This is a genomic window from Pedobacter sp. AC402, from assembly GCF_979252805.1.
In genome coordinates this window covers 79,487-99,451 of record NZ_CEEDAI010000014.1, presented here as the reverse complement: position 1 = coordinate 99,451, position 19,965 = coordinate 79,487, and the positions used below count along the sequence as shown (strand labels likewise).

The 19,965-nt window shown below is 37.6% G+C and carries 18 protein-coding genes; 17 read left to right on the top strand and 1 reads right to left on the bottom strand.

Going from position 1 to position 19,965, the window contains the following annotated elements; all coding sequences use genetic code 11:
• The first annotated feature begins 94 nt into the window (after window positions 1-94).
• The 8 genes from AC0IWE_RS23435 (at window position 95) to AC0IWE_RS23400 (ending at window position 12,504) form a co-directional block, all read left to right on the top strand.
• Window positions 95-3,313 (top strand): UvrD-helicase domain-containing protein, encoded by a 3,219-nt coding sequence (locus AC0IWE_RS23435; protein ID WP_471794960.1) that lies wholly within the window; start codon window positions 95-97, stop codon window positions 3,311-3,313.
• A 7-nt stretch (window positions 3,314-3,320) separates the two neighbouring features.
• Entirely contained in the window at window positions 3,321-6,176 is a 2,856-nt protein-coding gene (locus tag AC0IWE_RS23430) for a PD-(D/E)XK nuclease family protein (RefSeq protein WP_471794959.1), read from the top strand.
• Window positions 6,177-6,561: 385 nt separating this feature from the next.
• Window positions 6,562-7,119 (top strand): GNAT family N-acetyltransferase, encoded by a 558-nt coding sequence (locus AC0IWE_RS23425; RefSeq protein WP_055913256.1) that lies wholly within the window; start codon window positions 6,562-6,564, stop codon window positions 7,117-7,119.
• Between the two features lie 24 nt (window positions 7,120-7,143).
• Window positions 7,144-7,500 (top strand): bleomycin resistance protein, encoded by a 357-nt coding sequence (locus AC0IWE_RS23420; RefSeq protein ID WP_471794958.1) that lies wholly within the window; start codon window positions 7,144-7,146, stop codon window positions 7,498-7,500.
• A gap of 196 nt (window positions 7,501-7,696) precedes the next feature.
• Window positions 7,697-8,683 (top strand): pyruvate dehydrogenase complex E1 component subunit beta, encoded by a 987-nt coding sequence (locus AC0IWE_RS23415; protein WP_055913263.1) that lies wholly within the window; start codon window positions 7,697-7,699, stop codon window positions 8,681-8,683.
• Window positions 8,684-9,109: 426 nt separating this feature from the next.
• Complete coding sequence (locus tag AC0IWE_RS23410) at window positions 9,110-9,685, top strand: pentapeptide repeat-containing protein (RefSeq protein WP_471794957.1); 576 nt, start codon at window positions 9,110-9,112, stop codon at window positions 9,683-9,685.
• 33 nt (window positions 9,686-9,718) lie between these two features.
• Window positions 9,719-10,087, top strand: a complete 369-nt coding sequence (locus AC0IWE_RS23405; RefSeq protein WP_471794956.1) for an iron chaperone — start codon at window positions 9,719-9,721, stop codon at window positions 10,085-10,087.
• A gap of 125 nt (window positions 10,088-10,212) precedes the next feature.
• Window positions 10,213-12,504, top strand: coding sequence for a Tex family protein (locus AC0IWE_RS23400; protein ID WP_471794955.1), 2,292 nt, complete (start codon window positions 10,213-10,215; stop codon window positions 12,502-12,504).
• A 90-nt stretch (window positions 12,505-12,594) separates the two neighbouring features.
• On the opposite strand, the gene AC0IWE_RS23395 is transcribed toward AC0IWE_RS23400, so the two are convergent.
• Complete coding sequence (locus AC0IWE_RS23395) at window positions 12,595-13,683, bottom strand: mechanosensitive ion channel family protein (RefSeq protein WP_471794954.1); 1,089 nt, start codon at window positions 13,681-13,683, stop codon at window positions 12,595-12,597.
• Window positions 13,684-13,827: 144 nt separating this feature from the next.
• Here AC0IWE_RS23395 and pnuC point away from each other — a divergent pair, with 144 nt between their 5' ends.
• The 9 genes from pnuC to AC0IWE_RS23350 all read left to right on the top strand — a co-directional run bounded on the left by pnuC (window position 13,828) and on the right by AC0IWE_RS23350 (window position 19,853).
• The gene (pnuC, locus tag AC0IWE_RS23390; protein ID WP_471794953.1) at window positions 13,828-14,490 is read left to right on the top strand and encodes a nicotinamide riboside transporter PnuC; all 663 of its coding nucleotides are present in this window, start codon (window positions 13,828-13,830) and stop codon (window positions 14,488-14,490) included.
• A 246-nt stretch (window positions 14,491-14,736) separates the two neighbouring features.
• A complete protein-coding gene (rplM, locus tag AC0IWE_RS23385) occupies window positions 14,737-15,180 on the top strand; it encodes a 50S ribosomal protein L13 (protein WP_010602007.1) in 444 nt (147 codons plus the stop codon).
• A gap of 3 nt (window positions 15,181-15,183) precedes the next feature.
• On the top strand, window positions 15,184-15,570 hold the full coding sequence (gene rpsI, locus AC0IWE_RS23380) for a 30S ribosomal protein S9 (RefSeq protein WP_055913282.1): 387 nt from the start codon (window positions 15,184-15,186) through the stop codon (window positions 15,568-15,570).
• An 18-nt stretch (window positions 15,571-15,588) separates the two neighbouring features.
• Window positions 15,589-16,449, top strand: coding sequence for a 30S ribosomal protein S2 (rpsB, locus tag AC0IWE_RS23375; protein ID WP_055913285.1), 861 nt, complete (start codon window positions 15,589-15,591; stop codon window positions 16,447-16,449).
• A 129-nt stretch (window positions 16,450-16,578) separates the two neighbouring features.
• Entirely contained in the window at window positions 16,579-17,424 is an 846-nt protein-coding gene (tsf, locus tag AC0IWE_RS23370) for a translation elongation factor Ts (RefSeq protein ID WP_055913288.1), read from the top strand.
• A 361-nt stretch (window positions 17,425-17,785) separates the two neighbouring features.
• Window positions 17,786-18,877, top strand: coding sequence for an N-acetylglucosamine-6-phosphate deacetylase (nagA, locus tag AC0IWE_RS23365; protein ID WP_471794952.1), 1,092 nt, complete (start codon window positions 17,786-17,788; stop codon window positions 18,875-18,877).
• Window positions 18,878-18,888: 11 nt separating this feature from the next.
• On the top strand, window positions 18,889-19,512 hold the full coding sequence (locus tag AC0IWE_RS23360) for a hypothetical protein (protein WP_471794951.1): 624 nt from the start codon (window positions 18,889-18,891) through the stop codon (window positions 19,510-19,512).
• Entirely contained in the window at window positions 19,427-19,702 is a 276-nt protein-coding gene (locus AC0IWE_RS23355; RefSeq protein ID WP_471794950.1) for a hypothetical protein, read from the top strand. Before AC0IWE_RS23360 ends, AC0IWE_RS23355 begins: the two co-directional genes overlap by 86 nt.
• Window positions 19,668-19,853 (top strand): hypothetical protein, encoded by a 186-nt coding sequence (locus AC0IWE_RS23350; RefSeq protein ID WP_471794949.1) that lies wholly within the window; start codon window positions 19,668-19,670, stop codon window positions 19,851-19,853. The genes AC0IWE_RS23355 and AC0IWE_RS23350 overlap by 35 nt, the downstream gene beginning before the upstream one ends.
• The last annotated feature ends 112 nt before the right edge of the window (window positions 19,854-19,965 follow it).

Here is a 19,965-nt window from a genome sequence, read left to right as displayed (position 1 = left end):
ATAATTCAGGAACTACAGCAAAAAACGCTAGCGAATTGTATTGACCACCCCGCTCTGCGAGCACCCCTCCAAAGGAGGAAATTAGGAAATAAATATGCCCCAACCCCTTAAAATTCTTCAGGCCTCTGCAGGTTCCGGTAAAACATTCAGTCTTACCGCACATTACCTTACACTGCTTTTTAGTGGAGAGAATAAATACCGTGAAATTTTAGCGGTAACTTTTACCAATAAAGCTACTGAAGAAATGAAAACCAGAATCCTGGAGGTTCTGCTTGGACTGGCAAAAGGTAATCCTTCACAAAAGATAGAGGACTACAGAAAATTGATTTTAACAGCTTATCCGGTACTAAGTGCACAGGAACTACAATTTAAAGCAGATAAAATTTACCGTAAAATCCTGCACGATTACAGCCGCTTCTCGGTGAGTACCATTGATGGTTTTGTGCAAAAGGTAATCCGTGGTTTTGCTTTCGAGCTTGGCCTCAATGCCGATTATAATTTGGAAATGAATTATGATAAAGTTAAGGATGACCTTGTAAATAAACTGGATGAAGCTTTAGACCATAATAAACAGCTTTTACAATGGATTATCGATCTGGCCATCGAACGCATCAGTGATAACAAGAGCTGGAATTATAAATTCGAACTTTATAATCTGATCGGAGAGATATTTTCTGAGCGGTTTCAGATTTTCGAAGATGCGGTGAGTACACTTGGGTTGGAAAACGTTGATGAACTTTTTAAAAAATACATCAGTGTTACCAAAGCGGAAATTAAAAATTTTGAAGATGAATTGATTGCTTTGGCAACCGAAGCCAATGAAGCATTAAATGTAATCGGTGTAGAAACAGAACACCTGAAAGGAAAATCGCGAAGTGCACTTGCCAAAATTATTTTGGTTGCAAGGGGCGATTTTTCTAAGATAGAACCTCTTTTCAATTTGATCGATCAACCTGAGGAATGGTTTCAAAAAAACGCAAGTTTTCCAGAGGCTTACGATACAGTTAATCCAATACTTCAAAAATTAAAAACGCATTATTTAACACATTTACCAAATTACAGTTTGGCGGTTGCTTTTAACAAAAACCTTTATTATTTAAGGTTAATGCAGGAAATCGCAGTCTTACTGAAAGAATACCGGGCTGAAAATGATAACCTACTCATCAGCGATGCCCAAAAACTGATTTCCGGAATTACCGAAGATGCAGGCGATAATCCTTCATTTATCTGGGAAAAAGTAGGCAACCGTTACCGCAATTTCTTGTTTGATGAATTTCAGGATACCTCTACCAGTCAGTGGGGAAGTTTTAAATCACTTTTAACAAATGCGATGGCTACGCCCAGTCAGGATTTGATTGATCACCTTATAGTTGGCGATACCAAACAATCGATTTACCGATGGCGCAATGGCGATTGGAATATCCTCCACAGACATGCTAAACTTGATGTTGGTGCAGAAAATGTATTAGAAGAAAGTTTGGAAGAAAACTACAGAAGTGCCGAGAACGTCATTACTTTTAACAATTTTCTTTACAAAGCGATCCCCCTTACTTTGCAGAATGAGTTGAATGAAAACCTTTCCACCAAACCGGAAAGTATTTCCAAATGGTGGCAAGAACAACATTACCAACAAATTATTACAGACATTTACAGTGGCTCGACTCAAAATTTCGCCACCAACACTTTGAAGGGCGGAACCATCAAAATTAAAAAATTTGGAAAAGACCACGCGCCCCATGAAGCCCGTTTTACTGAAACCGTTTTCAGGGATATTGCTTTGGATGATCTTGTTGAAGAAATAAAATACCTCAAAGATGAGCAGCATTATGCGCTAAAAGATATCGCTATATTGGTACGCTCCAATAGTGAGGCCTTATTAACAGTTAAAAAATTAATGGTCCATAACTTACCTGTTTTATCAGGCGATGCGCTATTGATCTCCAACAATTCAGCAATACAGCTTATCATTAATACTTTAAAAGTACTGATCGGTTTAGAAACCCAAACTGCACTTTATAAAGCCAATTGCATTGCGCTGTATCATTCATTACATGGTAAAGAGATTGATGCAAATTATTACTTGAATCTTAATAGCAAGCCTTTACATGCACTCACTTCAGTTTTACCAGTAGCATTATGCGAAAACTGGCAAAGTTGGCTACAACTCCCTTTGCCGGAGCTGGTAGAAATTTTAATCGAAAATTATGGTTTAAAAAGCTTAACCGCTAATCTCCCATATCTGCTGGCTTTCAGAGATCTGACCGCATCGGCAGGAAAACTTGGCGAAAAAGGTATCATATCTTTTTTAACCTGGTGGGAAGAAGACGGTATCAAAAAATCGCTACCCTCTCCTGAAGGTGCAGATGCCATACAAATCATTACTATACATAAATCTAAAGGACTTGCTTTCAGGGCAGTATTCGTCCCTTTTTGCAACTGGGAAATTAAAGGTAAACCGAATGGCACTTTTTGGGTATCTTCTGAAGAAACCGTTTATAAAGAACTAAAAGGCATTCCCCTTAAATACAATGAGGCCTTAGCCGATTCGGCCATTGCAAAAGCCTATTACGAAGAGCTTTTGTACAATAATATGGATGCCTTAAACATGCTATATGTGGCAACTACCCGCGCTAAAGATTATTTGTACATCGCCACGATGGCAAAAAAAGAATTAAAGCTCTCCAATATGGGCGATGTGATCAATTTTACTTTTGATGAGCAGTTTGATGAAAACGGAGTTTACGAAATTGTTGATTACGTAAACACTGAAAATAAAGTTGAAGAATCAAATTTCATTAATTTAAAATCTTATCCAACTACAACCCGTTTATCAGAACTTTATATTCCTTCAGAAGATAAACACCTGAAACATTTGGTCAACATTGAAAAATCGGGAAGAAAAGGTTCTTTATTACATGATATCCTGGCCAGTGCAAGCACTGAAAAAGAAGTTGATGTGTATACAACCAACCTGGTTTTACAGGGGATCATTAAAGAAGATGAAAAGCAAAAACTAATTGGTTCAGCACTTGAGGTATTGAATAATCCCGAACTTCAAGCGATTTTAGGCAAAGCAAGCGAAAGCATTGTTGAGAAAAATATCATCGATGCCAATGGTAAACTACACCGCCCCGATCGCGTTTTGATCAATGCAGATGAAGTAATCATTCTTGATTATAAATTTACTTTAGAGGAAAGCGACAAACACATCGAACAGGTAAATAGCTACAAAACATTGCTTTCAGAGATGGGCTATCAGAATATCAAAACCTATCTTTTCTACGCGGTTAAAGGCAAGTTGAAATTAGTATAATATGCAGATGAAACCATTTTTACAAGAAGTTGCCGAAGATTTAGTAACCAGATTTGGAAACCAGCTGGAAAGCTGTGCCATTGTTTTTAACAATAAACGTCCGGCCGCGTATCTGCAAAAACACTTTGCAGATATTATTGGCAAACCTTTTTTCAGTCCATCTTTTTTTACCATACAAGAATTTTTTGCCAGCTCTACCAGTTATAAAATAGCCGATTTTTACCTTCAGTTTTTCACCTTGCACCGTATTTATAACCAACTGCTCGCAGAAGAGAAACTGGAAAACATTTCGAGTCATAAGTTTTTCCCCCTGGCCAAAATCATCTTAAGCGATTTTAACCAGATTGATGCCGATCTGGTTGATGCAGAAAAATTATACCGCGATTTAGAAGATATTTCAGTCATCAACAAAGACTTCGATTATTTAAGCCCTGAACAATATGAGTTCCTTTCCCAGTTCTGGACGTCCTATTCAGAAGGAAAACATAAAAAACAACAGGAGCTTTTCATCAAAATGTGGCGAAGAATGCCCAAGCTTTACCATAAATTTCACGCAACACTTAAAAATCAGGGCTATTTAACCAACGGTTCCGTTTACCGGTACCTGGCTAATGATATTACAAACCACCAGGAATTCATTTCAAATTTTGATAAAGGCAAAATCATTTTTGTTGGTTTTAATGCTTTGAGTAGCGCGGAAGCAAAAATATTTACCCAATTACAGGAAGCAGGAAAAGCATTATTTTATTTTGATGCCGATACTTATTATTTGGATGATGTATCGCAAGAGGCAGGATTATTTTTGCGCAAAAACATCAACTTACTCGGTCTGAAAAATGAATTTGCCGAGCAGGAAAGTTTAATGAAAACCGCAGCACACCAGGTGAATGTTTTTAAAGTTCAGGGGCAATCGGCACAGGCTAAAATTTTGAACAATATTTTAGAGGATGATTATACCAAGGCTGAAACTGTAGGTAAAACAGTGGTGGTTTTAGCGGATGAAAGTTTGTTGATTCCAACTTTACAGACCATCCCAACTACATTCAACGGAAAAGAAATCGATCTTAACGTTACCATGGGTTTCGCCCTCTCTACTTCCAGTATTTTCGGCCTGGTAGATTTATGGCTTACCAGTCAGCTTGAAATATTGCAACGCGATAAAGTAACCTATAGAAATGTAGAGGCTTTTTTAACGCATCCTTTAACCGGACTCACACAGAAAATGCGCGATAAAATCCTGACTGCATTACTGGAAGAAAATGAGGTGGAAATTGACCACAAAAGATTATTGCGCCAAAGTGGATTATTTGAAACTTTTTACAGAAAGATTGATGATCCGCAGCATGTGGTAAGCAATTTACTCGACGTGCTTGATTATGTTTTAACCCGTTTATCAAATGCAAAAACACTCAAAAAAATAGATGCCGAACTATTTGTAAAAACCATTCAGGAGTTAAACAGATTGCATGATACTTTTAGCAACCATATCGGTAAAGAGGAAATTCCTTTTGTAATTTATCTGGTTCAAAAATCGTTGCAGGCCATTGCCGTTCCGCTTTCGGGCGATCCTTTAAACGGCATTCAGGTAATGGGATTACTCGAAACCAGAAATTTAAATTTCGATAAAGTGGTAATTTTAGGTTTTAATGAGGGTATTATCCCGAAATCATCTATCGGCAACAGCTTTATTCCAGATTCAATCCGTCGCGTTTACGGCCTTCCTGTACTCGAAAATTTAGATGCCATTTCATCCTATATGGTGTACCGTCTATTACAGCGGGCCAAGAATATCAATTTTATCTATAACAGTTTAACAGATGAATCCACATCAGGAGAGGCGAGCAGAATATTAAAGCAATTAGAGTACGAAAGTGGTTTCGAGTTTACCTACAATGAGCTTAATTTGGAGGTTAAAACTGAAGCATTTAAAGACGTAAAGATCGAAAAAACCAATAATGCTTTTATACAGGAAACCTTACAAAAATACCTCGACAAAAAGAAAGTGCTCTCACCATCGGCACTTACGCAATATATTTCCAATCCGATAGATTTTTTCTTTAACTATATCGCAGGCATAAAAGAGCCAAAAGAAGTTAGTGCAGTTGTTGAAGCAAATGAAATAGGCTCTATTTTACACAAGGTGATGGAGTACTTTTATGAAGATATAAGGGCAGCAGAAATTACAGCAGACCGGATTAAGGATAAACGAAAAAAAGTTCCGGCTTTAATACAAAGGGCATTTAATGCTGTGATGTTCAAAAATCCTGATAAGGTAATGGAATATAAGGGGATGCAAAAGGTAATTTTATCAATTGTAGATGCTTATGTAAACATTATTTTAAATCAGGATGAAGCACAAACACCTTTTACCATTATAAGTCTCGAACAAAAAGTAGAAGCCGAAATCAGTTTCCCCCTAAGAGGAAAAGAAGCCAGCGTTAAAATTTTTGGTTTTATTGATCGTGTTGATGTGAAAGATGGTGTTACCAAAATAATTGATTACAAAACAGGAAGCGATAAACTCACTTTTAAGGATATCCCTGAACTATTCAATTCGGATGGGAAGCATATTAATAAAGCCTTAATTCAAACTTTGCTATATACATATGCTTACGAACAATTTTCGGGCAGAACGTTTGTAGAACCAAATTTGTACGTAGTAAAAACGATGAGTGTAGATGGCGTATGGTTTAAATCAGGCAGGCAAAATCTTTCAGGAGCATATCTGGAGGAAATTAAACCGGAATTTTTAGCTGAACTGAGGAAAAAGCTAACAGAACTTTTCGAAGCTCCATATTTTGTGGCCAGCGCAGTTGAAGATAATTATAAGTATTCTCTATATAAAACTCTGTTTGGAAAATAGTTTCAACCGCAAAGAAATAAAATAAATCGCAAAGAGCGCTAAGTGCTTAGTAAATAACCACAGAGGGTACAGAGTTTTTCACAGAGGTAATGGAGAAGAAAAATTGCTAAACAATTAACTCGGTGTGCTCCGTCCATTTTCCTCTGTTTTCTTTGTGGTTAAAACCGTAGCGGCTGTGCTGCTTCATACACTTAATGTTTATTTTCCAAAAAACCCAAAAAGAATGGTTGGAGGGGGATGATTTACCACAGTACTAAGAGCTGGATTGAAAAATATCAACTTCGTGTCCTCCTTGAAAATCGACGAATGCGCTGTGATAAAATAAAACTTTGTGTTCTTTGCGAAAAACTTTGCGTGCTTTGCGGTTAATCTCTTAAATTTAAAAATGCTAACCTTAAATTTTGCAAATTTCCCCATTCTTGAAACCGAGCGTTTAATCCTGCGCGAACATGATCTTACCGATGCCGAAGCTCTTTTTGCTATGCGCACCAATGAAACGGTAATGAAATACATAGACAGGGAGAGACCAAAAGATATTTTTGAGATCAAAGATTTTATCTCCCGCTTCAGAAACGGCTACGAAAATGGAGATAACCTTGCCTGGGTAATTGCTTTGAAAGAAAAACCACAGGAAATGATTGGCTCTGTTGGGTACTGGCGAACAGACTTTGCCAACCATAGGGCAGAAATGGGCTATATGCTTCATCCGGATTATTGGCGGAAGGGCATAATCTCCGAGGCATTAAAAAGATCAATTGCTTTTGGTTTCGATGATATGAATCTACATACCATCAGTGCAAATATCAACGTCGAAAATGATGCTTCAAGGCAGATGTTAATCAAACATGGCTTTGTAAAAGAAGCACACTTTAAACAGGATTATTATTTTAGGGGCCAGTTTCTTGATAGTGAAATCTATGGTTTGTTAAATCCCAATCACTAAATTTATATCAATAGTTATAATAAAATGCTTAAAACTGCCACACCAATACTCGCCTCATTAAATGCAGAAGAAACGATAAAATTCTATACAGAAAGATTTGGCTTTACTTTCCACAACAACTGGGATGGTTACCTTATTTTCAGTAAAGATGATATCAGCATACATCTTTGGCCAACCGATGATGAAAGTATCCCTAAAAACACTGGTTGTTATATCTATGTTACAGCAGTTGACGAACTTTATGCCGAGTATACCAACCAAGGCATAATTCATCCGAACGGAAAATTAAAAAATATGCCTTGGGGCATGCGGCAATTTTCAACTTTAGATAATAATGGAAATATTATCCATTTTGGAGAAGATATTTCGAAAAATCCTTAAGCTTTAATACAATCGGTTAATCAAAAACACAATAACCCAATATTATTTCTTCATTTACGGAATAAACAGAAAACGACCTATTAAAACAGTTGAATAATTAATCAAATTGCCTATAATTATTACAAAACATAGGCATTTTAGCCTTTGGTTTCAAAGCGATTAATAATTATATTTGCCACCGTTATTAAAATTTACAATGAGAGAAATCCAATTTAGAGAAGCACTACGCGAAGCCATGAGCGAAGAAATGCGTAAAGATGACCGCGTTTTTTTATTAGGTGAAGAAGTAGCAGAATATAACGGTGCGTACAAAGTAAGTCAGGGTATGCTTGATGAATTTGGTGCGAAACGCATTATCGATACCCCGATTGCCGAATTAGGTTTCGCAGGTATTGCAACTGGTGCCGCAACAGCAGGCCTTATTCCAATTGTGGAATTTATGACCTTTAACTTCTCATTAGTAGCTATCGATCAGATTATTAATGGTGCTGCTAAAATTTTATCAATGAGCGGTGGTCAGTTCTCATGCCCTATGGTTTTCCGCGGCCCAACAGGTAACGCAGGTCAGTTAGGTGCACAACACTCTCAAAACTTCGAAAACTGGTTTGCAAACACTCCAGGATTAAAAGTGGTGGTTCCGGCTACACCTTACGATGCAAAAGGATTATTAAAACAATCAATTATAGATCAGGATCCGGTTATTTTTATGGAATCTGAAGTAATGTATGGCGATAAAGGCGATGTTCCTGCAGAAGAATACTATATCGAATTAGGAAAAGCAAATGTAACAAAAGAAGGTACTGATGTAACCATCGTAACTTTTGGTAAAATGTTAACCCGCGTTGTAAACCCTGCTGTAGAAGAATTAACTAAAGAAGGAATTAATGTTGAAGTTATCGATTTACGTACTGTACGTCCTATCGATTATGATACCATCATCGCTTCTGTTAAGAAAACAAACCGTTTGGTTGTTGTAGAAGAGGCATGGCCTTTGGCATCTCTTTCAGGAGAGATTGCTTTCATGGTTCAAAAACATGCATTCGATTATTTAGATGCACCAGTTTTACGTATTACCTGTGCCGATGTTCCACTTCCATACTCGCCAACTCTAATCGCTGCAAGCTTACCAAATGCTGAACGCGTGGTTAAAGCAGTAAAAGAAGTAATGTACGTTAAAAAATAAAATTGACTGTCTGCGCATAGTCGAAGACCATAAAATATATAAATCCTCCAAAGCAATTTGGGGGATTTTTTTTATTCCCCTCTCTCAGAGGGGTGTCCGCAGGACGGGGTGTATTAGTAACACTCTGCTCTGCCTTTTAGAGATAGTTACATTAATAAAAATTTGAAAATCAACATCAGTAATCCTTCGGTTTAATCAGCCCTGCCATTCATTGCAATCTTTTTGGCCGGTTAGCTATTCCATTTATTGTTATTGCGAGCGGGAATGACTAAGCAACCTTTTCCTTTAGAAATCGCCAAAAAGCATTTCCATTTCCGTCTGGTTTAGTTAACCCTTGCCTGTATAAGAAATCCAACTCAGTTTCCTGCTCTCAGCGCCAAAAAACCGCACTTAATTTTTATATTCGATGTAAAATATATTCCCTATATGCCCGAAAATTACATAGCCGACCAAACATTCGAAAAAGCCGATTTTACCATACGGGCACTCCCAAAAGCAGAATACGAAAACTGTAAATTCATCAACTGCAATTTCTCGGGGTCTGATTTAAGTGGTGTGAAGTTTTTAGACTGCCAATATATTTCCTGCAATTTAAGTTTAGCAAGCCTAACCAAAACTGCTTTAATTGATGTCTGCTTTCAGGATTGCAAAATGCTGGGCTTAAGGTTCGAAAACTGCAACGATTTTGGTTTGGCATTCAGCTTTAACAACTGCAAACTGGACCATTCCTCTTTTTATAAATTAAAATTAAAGAAAACGGCTTTTAAAAATTCACAATTGCATGAAGTCGATTTTTCTGAAAGTGATTTAGCAAACGCAACTTTTGAGAATTGCGATTTATTAAATGCTACTTTTGATAGGACCATCCTCGAAAAAGCAGATTTCAAAACAGCTTACAATTATTCCATAGATCCGGATAACAACAGGATCAAAAAAGCAAAATTTTCAAAATCAGGACTTGCAGGGTTATTGCACAAATACGATATACAGATTAGCGAATAATATTTGTAAATTCACCTTGCAAAACCATTAGATATGGATCAGCCTAAACCAGAAAATATTGATCAATATATCGCGGGTTTCCCTGCTGAAACGCAAAAGTTATTGCAAAAGGTTCGTGAAACCATCCGCCAGGCAGCACCAGAAGCCAAAGAAGTAATCAGTTATGGGATGCCTGCATTCAAACAGAAAAAAGTATTGGTTTACTTTGCAGGCTATGCCAAGCACATTGGCTTTTACCCCACCGGATCAGGAATTGAAGCCTTTCAACATGAGTTTAACAGTTATAAATGGAGTAAAGGAGCTATTCAATTTCCTTTAAACAAACCCTTGCCTATGGATCTCATTGCCAGGATCACCAAGTTTAAAGCAGAAAGAGATTTAGAGAAATTTAAACAGAAATGACGTAATGCGGTTAGCTTTTCCCTTAAAAACTTACTCACAAAATTCGGTGGAAAACTTCATTTTAAAAATCCAGAAATCCCGTAAATCCTCATTAGCTTTGCTTCCTTTAATTTTACCATCAGCATATGTTAACCCACCATAAAATTATTGCAGCCGAATTAAAAGTTGCAGAAAAACAAGTAACCGCCACCATAAATCTGTTAGATGAAGGTGCTACAGTACCCTTTATTTCACGTTATCGTAAAGAGGCAACAGGAAGTTTGGATGAGGTTGAGGTAGCAGCAATCCGCGATCGGGTTTTGCAGTTGCGCGATTTGGATAAACGCCGTGAAGCGATTCTGAAATCCATGACTGACCTTGGAAAGTTAACCCCCGAACTGGAAAAAAAGATCAATGAAGCAGAAACCATCTCTCTTTTAGAAGATATTTACCTGCCATATAAACCAAAACGTAAAACACGTGCATCAGTGGCAAAAGAAAAAGGACTCGAGCCTTTGGCCTTACAAATATTCGAACAAAGCAATTTCGATTTAAATGCAGCGGCAGATAAATTTACAGATGCTGAAAAAGGCATAAACTCTTTAGATGAGGCATTGGCCGGCGCAAGGGATATTATTGCTGAAATGATATCTGAAAATGTTGAAGCCCGTACCAAAATGCGTACATACTTCCAGGAGAAAGCTGTTTTTAAATCAGAAGTAATTAAAGGAAAAGAAGAAGAAGGTATTAAATACAAAGATTACTTCGAATGGAACGAGCCTGTTAAAACAGCTGCATCTCACCGCGTATTAGCCATGCGCCGTGGCGAAAAAGAACTCATTTTACGGTTAGATGCCCTCCCACCCGCGGAAGATGCCCTGACGATTTTGGAAAACCAATTTGTTTTAAGCAACAATGCAGCTTCGAAGCAGGTGCAACAAGCTTTAGAAGATGGTTATAAACGTTTGTTGGAACCAGCAATGGAAACTGAACTTCGTGTTTTAACCAAACAGAAGGCAGATGAAGAAGCGATCCGTGTTTTTGCAGAAAATGCACGTCAGTTGTTATTAGCGGCACCAATGGGGCAAAAAAATGTGCTTGCTATCGATCCTGGTTTCCGTACGGGTTGTAAAGTGGTTTGTTTGGATAAACAAGGTCAACTTTTAGAAAACACAGCAATTTACCCGCACACCGGGCAGGGAAATGTGAAAAATGCCGAATTCACCATTCAACAACTTTGCGAAAAACACAATGTAGAAGCGATTGCAATTGGTAACGGAACAGCAGGAAGAGAAACCGAAGCCTTTGTACGTGCATTGAATTTGCCACATATTACCATTGTTATGGTTAATGAAAGTGGTGCGTCAATTTATTCCGCTTCAGAAGTGGCCAGAGAGGAATTTCCTACACAGGATATTACCGTGCGTGGTGCCGTTTCAATCGGTCGCCGTTTAATGGATCCCTTGGCAGAACTTGTAAAAATTGATCCAAAATCCATAGGTGTTGGTCAATATCAACATGATGTTGATCAGAATAAATTACAGGCGAGTTTAGATGATACCGTAATCAGTGCTGTAAATGCAGTTGGTGTAGAATTAAATACAGCCTCCAAACAGATTTTGGCTTACGTTTCGGGCTTAGGACCAACCTTAGCACAGAATATTGTTGATTATAGAAATACACACGGTGCTTTTAAAACCCGCGAAAGCCTTAAAAAAGTACCTCGTTTAGGCGACAAAGCCTACGAACAGGCAGCAGGGTTTTTACGCATCCGCAATGCAGAAAATGTTTTGGATACAAGCGGTGTTCACCCCGAGCGTTACGCAGTGGTTGATAAAATGGCAAGGGATCTGGGCACTACCGTTTCCGCTTTAATGAAAGATACGCAACTGCAAAAGCAGATTAAACCACAGCAGTACGTAACCGATGAAATTGGCTTACCTACATTAGCGGATATATTAAAAGAACTGGCAAAACCGGGCCGCGATCCACGTGAGCAGTTTGAAGCCTTTAGTTTTACCGATGGCGTTAATGAAATTTCAGATTTAAGAGTAGGCATGAAACTACCGGGAATTGTAACCAACATTACCAATTTCGGTGCCTTTGTTGATATTGGTGTACACCAGGATGGCTTGGTACATACCAGCCAATTGGCGAACCGTTTTGTGGCCAATCCTAACGATGTAGTAAAAGTGCATCAAAAGGTAGAAGTTACCGTTATGGAAGTTGATCCGGCCCGTAAAAGGATTTCCTTATCAATGAAAACGGAGACCGCCCCAAAGTCGGAAGTCCGGAGGCGTGACGCTAAAGAAAATAAGCCAAAACAAGAACATAAACCCAATCAAAGCAAGCCTAATTTCAAGCCACGCAATGAGCCTAAAGATGCTGATGGCGATCTGCAAGAGAAATTAGCAAAGCTGAAAGGAATGTTTAAATAACCATTTTCAAAAAGATCGTCATTTCGGCTGAAACGCAGTGCTAACTTTAGGTAAAGAAATCTATCAAAAATCCCTTTGTAGATTTCTCCACTAAGGTCGAAATGACGATTTATCTTCATCCTTAAACTCCAATCTTTTCTTGGGTAAGCTTTCCGGATAATTATTTTGAATAAAAGCAATCATTGCCTCTCTCACATGGCAACGCAAATCAAAAGCTCTTGAAGAATTAGCAGCACTCATTAAAAAACGCACTTCAATAGCACCGTCTTTTGTACTATCTGTTACCTGCACTACATTTACGCGTTTGTCCCAAAGCGGATCCGCATTTAAAAGCCGGGTTAATTCTTGCCGCAATGGTTCGATAGGAATAGTATAATCAAGGTATAAAAACACTGTTCCAAGTAAATCAGCAGATACACGAGTCCAGTTTTGAAAAGGTTTCTCAATAAAATAAGTAATGGGCAAAATTAAGCGCCTCTGATCCCAGATATTAACCACCACATAAGTCAACGTTATTTCTTCAACTTTCCCCCACTCCCCTTCTACAATAACAACATCATCAATTCTAATCGGTTGCGTAAAAGCAATCTGAAACCCCGCCAATAAGTTTCCTAAAGATTTTTGAGCGGCAAAACCGATGATAATTCCACCAATGCCCACACCGGTAAGCAATCCAGCCCCTATTTTTCGCATACTCTCAAAACTAAGCAGAATAATAGCCGCTGTAATTAAAATGATCAGTGATACGATAAATTTTCTAACAAATTGTAACTGTGTACGGATTTTGCGTTCCTTAAGGTTGTTTTCTTTATTTAAATCATATTTCAGGTAAAAATAATCTTCCAAAACATTAATTGACCTTACCAAAATCAGTGCAAAAGTAATGGTAAGCGCAATTTCCAGCATTTTAGTCAAAGGAAGACGGTATGCGGGTGTCATTTCCATTAATGTTAATGAAAAATTAAGCAATAATAAAGGTATGAATACGGCAATCGGCCTTCTTAAATGTTTAATTACAGACTTAATTACAATAAAATCCCACCAGCGTGAAAGTAAAAGAAAGGTTTTATGGATGATAAATTTGATTAAAATTCCTAATAATACCGCTACTAAACCTATAATCAGGTTCTTTAAAAACAAAGGGATGGGATAACCGAAAATCTGGTCGATAGATTGCATAAACGAAATTTGTGGTTAAATACACGGCGGTTAGCCATTGGATATACTTATAACAGCCATTTTTTTGGATTGTTTGCCGGTAGAAAAACCTACACGTAAATAAATTATTTACTTTAGCTTTTTCTAGAAGCTTAAACCGCCAGGATGGAATTTTTCGATGCGCATAGTATTTTTTTTAGGGTTCTTGGCTATAACATGAGCTACCTGGAATTTTTCGCGGTAATAACAGGAATTATTTCAGTTGTGCTTTCAGCAAAAGCAAGTTTTTGGAGCTGGCCTGCAGGTATTGTTAACGTATTCTTATCTGCTTTTTTATATTACCAAAGTCAGCTTTATCCCGATATGTTTTTGATGGTTTTCTTTTTTGTAACCAACATTTTAGGTTGGTGGCGGTGGACTAATCCCAAACCAGGGGAAGAAGATAAGAATAAGGAACTCAGCATTAGTTTTATGCCCCTAAGGCAGTTTTTAATGTTGTTGGTTATCGGTATCGCCGGCACAATAATGATGGGTATGCTTGCAAGCCGGCTACACAATTGGCTTCCATTACTATTCAATTTACCAAGTGCTTACCCATTTATTGATTCCTTTATTTTTGTGATGAGCGTTATTACCACTTTTTTAATGATCCAGAAGAGGATAGAGTTTTGGATCATCTGGCTGATTATTGATGTTGTGGCCACCTATTTATATTTCTTAAAAGGCATAAAATTTATGGGGGTTGAGTATTTGGTTTTTACCATTATTGCTGCTTTTGCTCTATGGCATTGGATAAGGGAATACCGGAGTTATACTAAAACGGCATAAACTTCTAACAAATAGAAAAATTAAGCATCAAGCCCGATAATAACCAAAAAATCTCTGGCTTTACTTTTCACAACCTTAAAAAGATACAGCCTCTTAGCTACTGAAATAAATTCAGCGTGACGATCGGAAGGTAAAAACGTAAAACTTTTTTCAACCAACTATTTGATAATAAAAGTATTCTATCTATCTTTGCAGTCCCAAATTTAATGGGAATAATAAATTGTTTAATAAATTAAATACAAGCAAGTGAATACGTTAAGTTACAAAACTGTCTCGGCCAATGCGAAAACTGTTAACAAACAGTGGATTGTTGTTGATGCGCAAGGCGAGATTTTGGGGCGCTTGTCATCGAAGATCGCTATGATCATCCGTGGTAAAAACAAGCCTGAGTACACCCCACACGTAGATTGCGGCGATAACGTAATTGTTATCAATGCAGACAAGGTTAAATTGACAGGAAACAAATTCAGCGAAAAGCAATATGTTTCTTATACTGGTTATCCAGGTGGTCAGCGTTTTATTTCTCCTAAGGAGTTAATGGCGAAACACCCTCAACGTGTAATCGAGAAAGCGGTACGTGGTATGTTACCGAAAACTAAATTGGGTAAAAAACTTTACACCAATCTTTTTGTGTATGCTGGTGAAACTCACCCTCATGCAGCTCAATCTCCAAAAACCATTAAACTTTAAGAAATGTCAGTTACTAACACTTCAGGAAGAAGAAAAACAGCTGTTGCACGTATCTACTTAAAAGATGGTGCTGGCGCAATTACCGTTAACGGTAAAGATCACAAAGTATATTTCCCTACTTTACCTTTACAATATATCGTAAACCAAAGTTTAGAGGTTTCTGAACTTACAGGTCGTTATGATATCACTGTAAATGTTCAAGGCGGTGGAGTAAAAGGACAAGCAGAAGCTGTTCGTTTGGCTATTGCTAAAGCGATTGTTGAACTAGATGCGGAGAAAAAACCTGCATTACGTGCTAAAGGCCTAATGACGCGTGATATGCGTATGGTTGAGCGTAAGAAACCAGGACGTGCAAAAGCGCGTAAGAAATTCCAATTCAGTAAACGTTAATCACAGGAGGCAAAGACAATGGCAAGAACAACTTATCAAGACTTATTGGATGCAGGTGTACACTTTGGTCACCTTACCCGTAAATGGAATCCAAAAATGGCTCCTTACATTTTCATGGAGCGTAATGGAATTCACATTATAGATTTAAATAAAACTTTAACTAAAACTGAAGAAGCTGCGGCTGCGATTAAACAAATCGTAAAATCAGGACGTAAAGTATTATTCGTTTCTACTAAGAAACAAGCTAAAGGAATCGTAGCTGAACAAGCTAAAAAAGTAAACATGCCTTTCGTAACCGAGCGTTGGTTAGGTGGTATGTTAACCAACTTTGCTACTGTTCGTAAGTCAATCAAAAAGATGTCTAACATCGATAAAATGACTAAAGACGGTACTTATGCGATTTTATCTAAAAAAGAGCGTTTAATGATTCAACGTGAGCGTATTAAATTAGAATCACTTTTAGGTGGTATTGCTGATTTAAACCGTTTACCTGCGGCTTTATTCTTAATTGATGTTAAGAAAGAGCACATCGCAGTAACTGAAGCGTTAAAATTAAACATCCCAACTTTTGCGATGGTTGATACAAACTCTGATCCTTCTAACATCGATTTCCCTATCCCGGCGAATGATGATGCTACAAAATCAATCTCTTTAATTACTGATGTAATTATCAAAGCTATTGAAGAAGGTTTAGATGAGCGTAAACGCGAAAAAGATGATGAAGCTGAAAAAGAAGCAGTAGCAGCGAAAGTTGCAGCTGATGCTCCGGAAGCAAAAGAGCCAAGAGCAGCCGGTGAAAAAAGACCAACTACTAAAAAAGCTACTGCTGAGGCAGAAGTTGAAGCTCCTTCATCAGAAGAAACTAAAACAGAAGAATAGTAATATTTTTTAATTGCAGGTTACTGGTTTCAGGTTTTAAGTTGGCTTAACATGAGTTTAACTTAGCGCTTGTAACTTGTAACCTGTAATTGTTATAACAAGATTGTAAACTTTAAAAAAGGAAATAAAATGTCTACAGTACAAATTACTGCCGCAGATGTAAATAAACTACGCCAACAAACTGGCGCTGGTATGATGGATTGCAAAAAAGCTTTAGTTGAAGCTAATGGCGATTTCGAAGCAGCAGTTGATTTATTGCGCAAAAAAGGTCAAAAAGTATCTGCCGCTCGTTCTGGTAATGCTACATCTGAAGGTTTGGTATCAATCAATGTTTCAGCAGATGGCACAAATGGTAAATTAGTTGCTTTAGCTTGCGAAACTGAACCAGTTTCTAAAGTTGAAGATTTCCGTAATTTAGCTCAGGCTGTTTTAGCTGCAGCAGTTGCAAACAATCCTGCTACTGCAGAAGAATTATCAGCGATTACTTTGGAAGACGGACGTACAGTTGCTGAAACTATTACAGAACTAACCGGTAAAATCGGAGAGAAAATCGTTATCCAGGATTATGCAAATATTTCTGGTGAGAAAATCGTTTCATATATCCACTCTAATGGTAAAATGGGCGTTTTGGTAGTATTTGAAGGCACTAATGGTGTAGATATTACTGAAGCTGGTAAAGATGTTGCAATGCAAATTGCTGCAATGAACCCGGTTGCTGTTGATAAAGATGGTGTTGATCCTGCTACTATTCAACGTGAAATTGAAATTGCTAAAGATGTAATCCGTCAGGAAGGTAAACCAGAAGAAATGGTTGAGAAAATTGCTGCTGGTAAATTGAATAAATTCTACAAAGACAGTACTTTATTAAACCAGGAGTTTGTTAAAGACAGTTCATTAGATGTTCGTAAATTCTTAGATAATACATCTAAAGGATTAACTGTAACTGCATTCAAACGCGTACAATTAGGTGCATAAGCACTAAAAAACATATAAAAAAAGCTCCAAGAAATTGGAGCTTTTTTTTTTGCACTATATTCCAATAATTCAGGTCATCACGACTGAAACGCAGCGAAATAAAGAGATCTACAGCAAAAGATTCCGTGAGTTCCCCTTTCAAGGCAACGTAAGCCCTATTCCTTTCTTAAATCTTAAAAACCGTAGTCATTGCTAAAGAACGAAGCAATCTTAAAAATTCGCTCGTATCATTCATATGGTCAATTGATTCGGGAAAATAGCTTTCCCACGATGAATTGAGAAGCTTTGCCTTATCAACCAAATATTTAGCTACATTATTTAACTTTGGCCATGTAAGCTTAAATTTACTCAAACGTTTAATATGTCTAAAGTAATAACCAATATATCCTACTTTAAGGATAACGATCTGAAAAAGAATCAGACCATCACTATTGAAGGATCTTTGATTTCAGATATAAAAGATTCCGATCATACAGCAACAAGTGATTTTTTAGTAATTCCCGGGTGTATCGACTTACAGATTTACGGCTCGGGCGGCAGGCTGTTTTCTGCTGATCCAACTGTAGAATCATTGACAATAATGGAGGATGATCTGCTGAGAAAAGGAACAACGGGATTTCTGGCCTGCATGGCAACCAATTCTGCAGAAGTTTTTAATAAATGTATCAGCGCAGCAAAAGAACATCGTTCCACTGCCAAAAATTGCCTTGGATTACACTTAGAAGGTCCGTTTTTAAATCCAAAACGTTTGGGGGCACATGTGCCCGAGTTTGTACGTAAAGCTTCCTTGAATGAAATTAAAAAACTGATAGATTTTGGAGATGGCGTGATCAAAATGATGACAATCGCCCCCGAGCTTCAGGATGATGCAGTTATTGAATATTTATTGGATAACGGAGTTGTTGTTTCATTGGGCCATAGCAATGCAACATTTGATGAGGCAACCGCGGCTTACAATAAAGGTATCCAAACCACTACCCATCTTTTTAATGCCATGAGTCCCATCCACCACCGCGAACCAGGCATCCCTACCGCCGTTTTTAGCCATGATAAAGCAATGGCAAGCATTATTGCCGATGGAAAACATGTAGATTTTGAAGTAGTAAAATTTGCTCAGAAACTATTAAAAGAGCGTTTATTCCTCATCACTGATGCAGTAACCGCCTGCGCTACAGGGCCATACCAGCATATCGAAAAAGACAATAAATATGTTATGCCCAACGGAACACTTTCGGGATCATCACTAACCATGTTAACAGCCATTAAAAACTGCGTAACATATTGTGGAATCGGTTTAAATGATGCGGTACAAATGGCAACAACTTATCCTGCAAAACTGATCGGAATCGAAAACCTTACAGCAACCATCGAAATTGGTCACCAGGCCACCTTTTTAATACTTGATGATACGCTAAACCTCAAAGAAGTAATCTTTAAAGGAGAAACGATATAATCAATAGCCATATGTTTAGAAAAATCTTTTCCCTGTTCCTTTTTTTATCAGTTTGCTGCATTACTTCCTGGGCACAAAAGAAAAACAATTCTTTTACCGTTATACCCCTTGGAGTTAAGGGCGGTGATGATGAAAGCAATTTATCGGCTTACATGGTCGCTTCAACAGGTGATCACAATTACATCTGTTTAGATGCCGGCACTATCAATGCCGGTATTCAAAAAGCAATAGCGCTCAAAACATTAAAGGGAGTGAGTGAAGAAATTCAGCGCAAACAGCTTAAGGGATATTTAATTTCACATGCACATTTAGATCATGTTTCAGGCCTGATCATCAATTCACCAGCAGATACCGCTAAAAAGATTTATGGCTTACCTTCAGTATTGAATATATTAAGGGATAAATACTTTACCTGGGATGCCTGGGCTAATTTTGCAAATGAAGGTGAAAAACCACAATTAAAAAAGTACACTTACACCCCGTTACTTGAGGGCGAAACCCATCCGCTTGATGGAACAGCAATGAAAGTAAGGGCATTTGAGTTAAGCCATGGCAATCCTTATAAAAGTACAGCTTTTCTGGTCAGTAATGACGATAGTTATGTTTTTGTACCTGGGAGATACCGGAGCAGATGAGATTGAAAAATCAGATAAACTTTCGAATCTGTGGCAAGCAATAGCCCCACTAATTAACGCAGGTACTTTAAAAGCAATTTTTTTGGAGGTTTCTTTTCCAAATGAGCAACCTGAAAAGCAACTGTTCGGGCACCTAACGCCAAAGCTTTTTTATAATGAACTGTCAAAAACTCGAAAGTTTTACCAATAAGGAAGCTTTTAAAAAAGTATCTTTTATTGTTACCCATACTAAACCACCACAGCACACAGCCGAAAAGGTAAGGCAGCAATTAATTTCAGGAAATGCAACAAGAATAAAACTAATCTTTCCGCAGCAGGGGAAAGCCTTAATTATCAACTAAAATAGATATTAAGCCTTCTATAGCATATTATCAGCCATAAAAGTGGCGCAATACCACTATCAATATTTTTACTTATTGCTCTTTTTTATTAAAATCAGTATTTCTATTTAAA

Excerpts from the sequence above, each read along its gene's own strand:
- AC0IWE_RS23405 (WP_471794956.1), top strand. The coding sequence starts at position 9,719 with ATGGATCAGCCTAAACCAGAAAATATTGATCAATATATCGCGGGTTTC.
- AC0IWE_RS23420 (WP_471794958.1), top strand. The coding sequence starts at position 7,144 with ATGCTTAAAACTGCCACACCAATACTCGCCTCATTAAATGCAGAAGAA.
- rpsI (WP_055913282.1), top strand. The coding sequence starts at position 15,184 with ATGTCAGTTACTAACACTTCAGGAAGAAGAAAAACAGCTGTTGCACGT.
- AC0IWE_RS23350 (WP_471794949.1), top strand. The coding sequence starts at position 19,668 with ATGAACTGTCAAAAACTCGAAAGTTTTACCAATAAGGAAGCTTTTAAA.
- tsf (WP_055913288.1), top strand. The coding sequence starts at position 16,579 with ATGTCTACAGTACAAATTACTGCCGCAGATGTAAATAAACTACGCCAA.
- pnuC (WP_471794953.1), top strand. The coding sequence starts at position 13,828 with ATGGAATTTTTCGATGCGCATAGTATTTTTTTTAGGGTTCTTGGCTAT.
- AC0IWE_RS23355 (WP_471794950.1), top strand. The coding sequence starts at position 19,427 with ATGGCAATCCTTATAAAAGTACAGCTTTTCTGGTCAGTAATGACGATA.
- AC0IWE_RS23435 (WP_471794960.1), top strand. The coding sequence starts at position 95 with ATGCCCCAACCCCTTAAAATTCTTCAGGCCTCTGCAGGTTCCGGTAAA.
- AC0IWE_RS23415 (WP_055913263.1), top strand. The coding sequence starts at position 7,697 with ATGAGAGAAATCCAATTTAGAGAAGCACTACGCGAAGCCATGAGCGAA.
- AC0IWE_RS23360 (WP_471794951.1), top strand. The coding sequence starts at position 18,889 with ATGTTTAGAAAAATCTTTTCCCTGTTCCTTTTTTTATCAGTTTGCTGC.
- AC0IWE_RS23410 (WP_471794957.1), top strand. The coding sequence starts at position 9,110 with ATGCCCGAAAATTACATAGCCGACCAAACATTCGAAAAAGCCGATTTT.
- AC0IWE_RS23430 (WP_471794959.1), top strand. The coding sequence starts at position 3,321 with ATGAAACCATTTTTACAAGAAGTTGCCGAAGATTTAGTAACCAGATTT.
- rpsB (WP_055913285.1), top strand. The coding sequence starts at position 15,589 with ATGGCAAGAACAACTTATCAAGACTTATTGGATGCAGGTGTACACTTT.
- AC0IWE_RS23395 (WP_471794954.1), bottom strand. The coding sequence starts at position 13,683 with ATGCAATCTATCGACCAGATTTTCGGTTATCCCATCCCTTTGTTTTTA.
- AC0IWE_RS23425 (WP_055913256.1), top strand. The coding sequence starts at position 6,562 with ATGCTAACCTTAAATTTTGCAAATTTCCCCATTCTTGAAACCGAGCGT.
- AC0IWE_RS23400 (WP_471794955.1), top strand. The coding sequence starts at position 10,213 with ATGTTAACCCACCATAAAATTATTGCAGCCGAATTAAAAGTTGCAGAA.
- nagA (WP_471794952.1), top strand. The coding sequence starts at position 17,786 with ATGTCTAAAGTAATAACCAATATATCCTACTTTAAGGATAACGATCTG.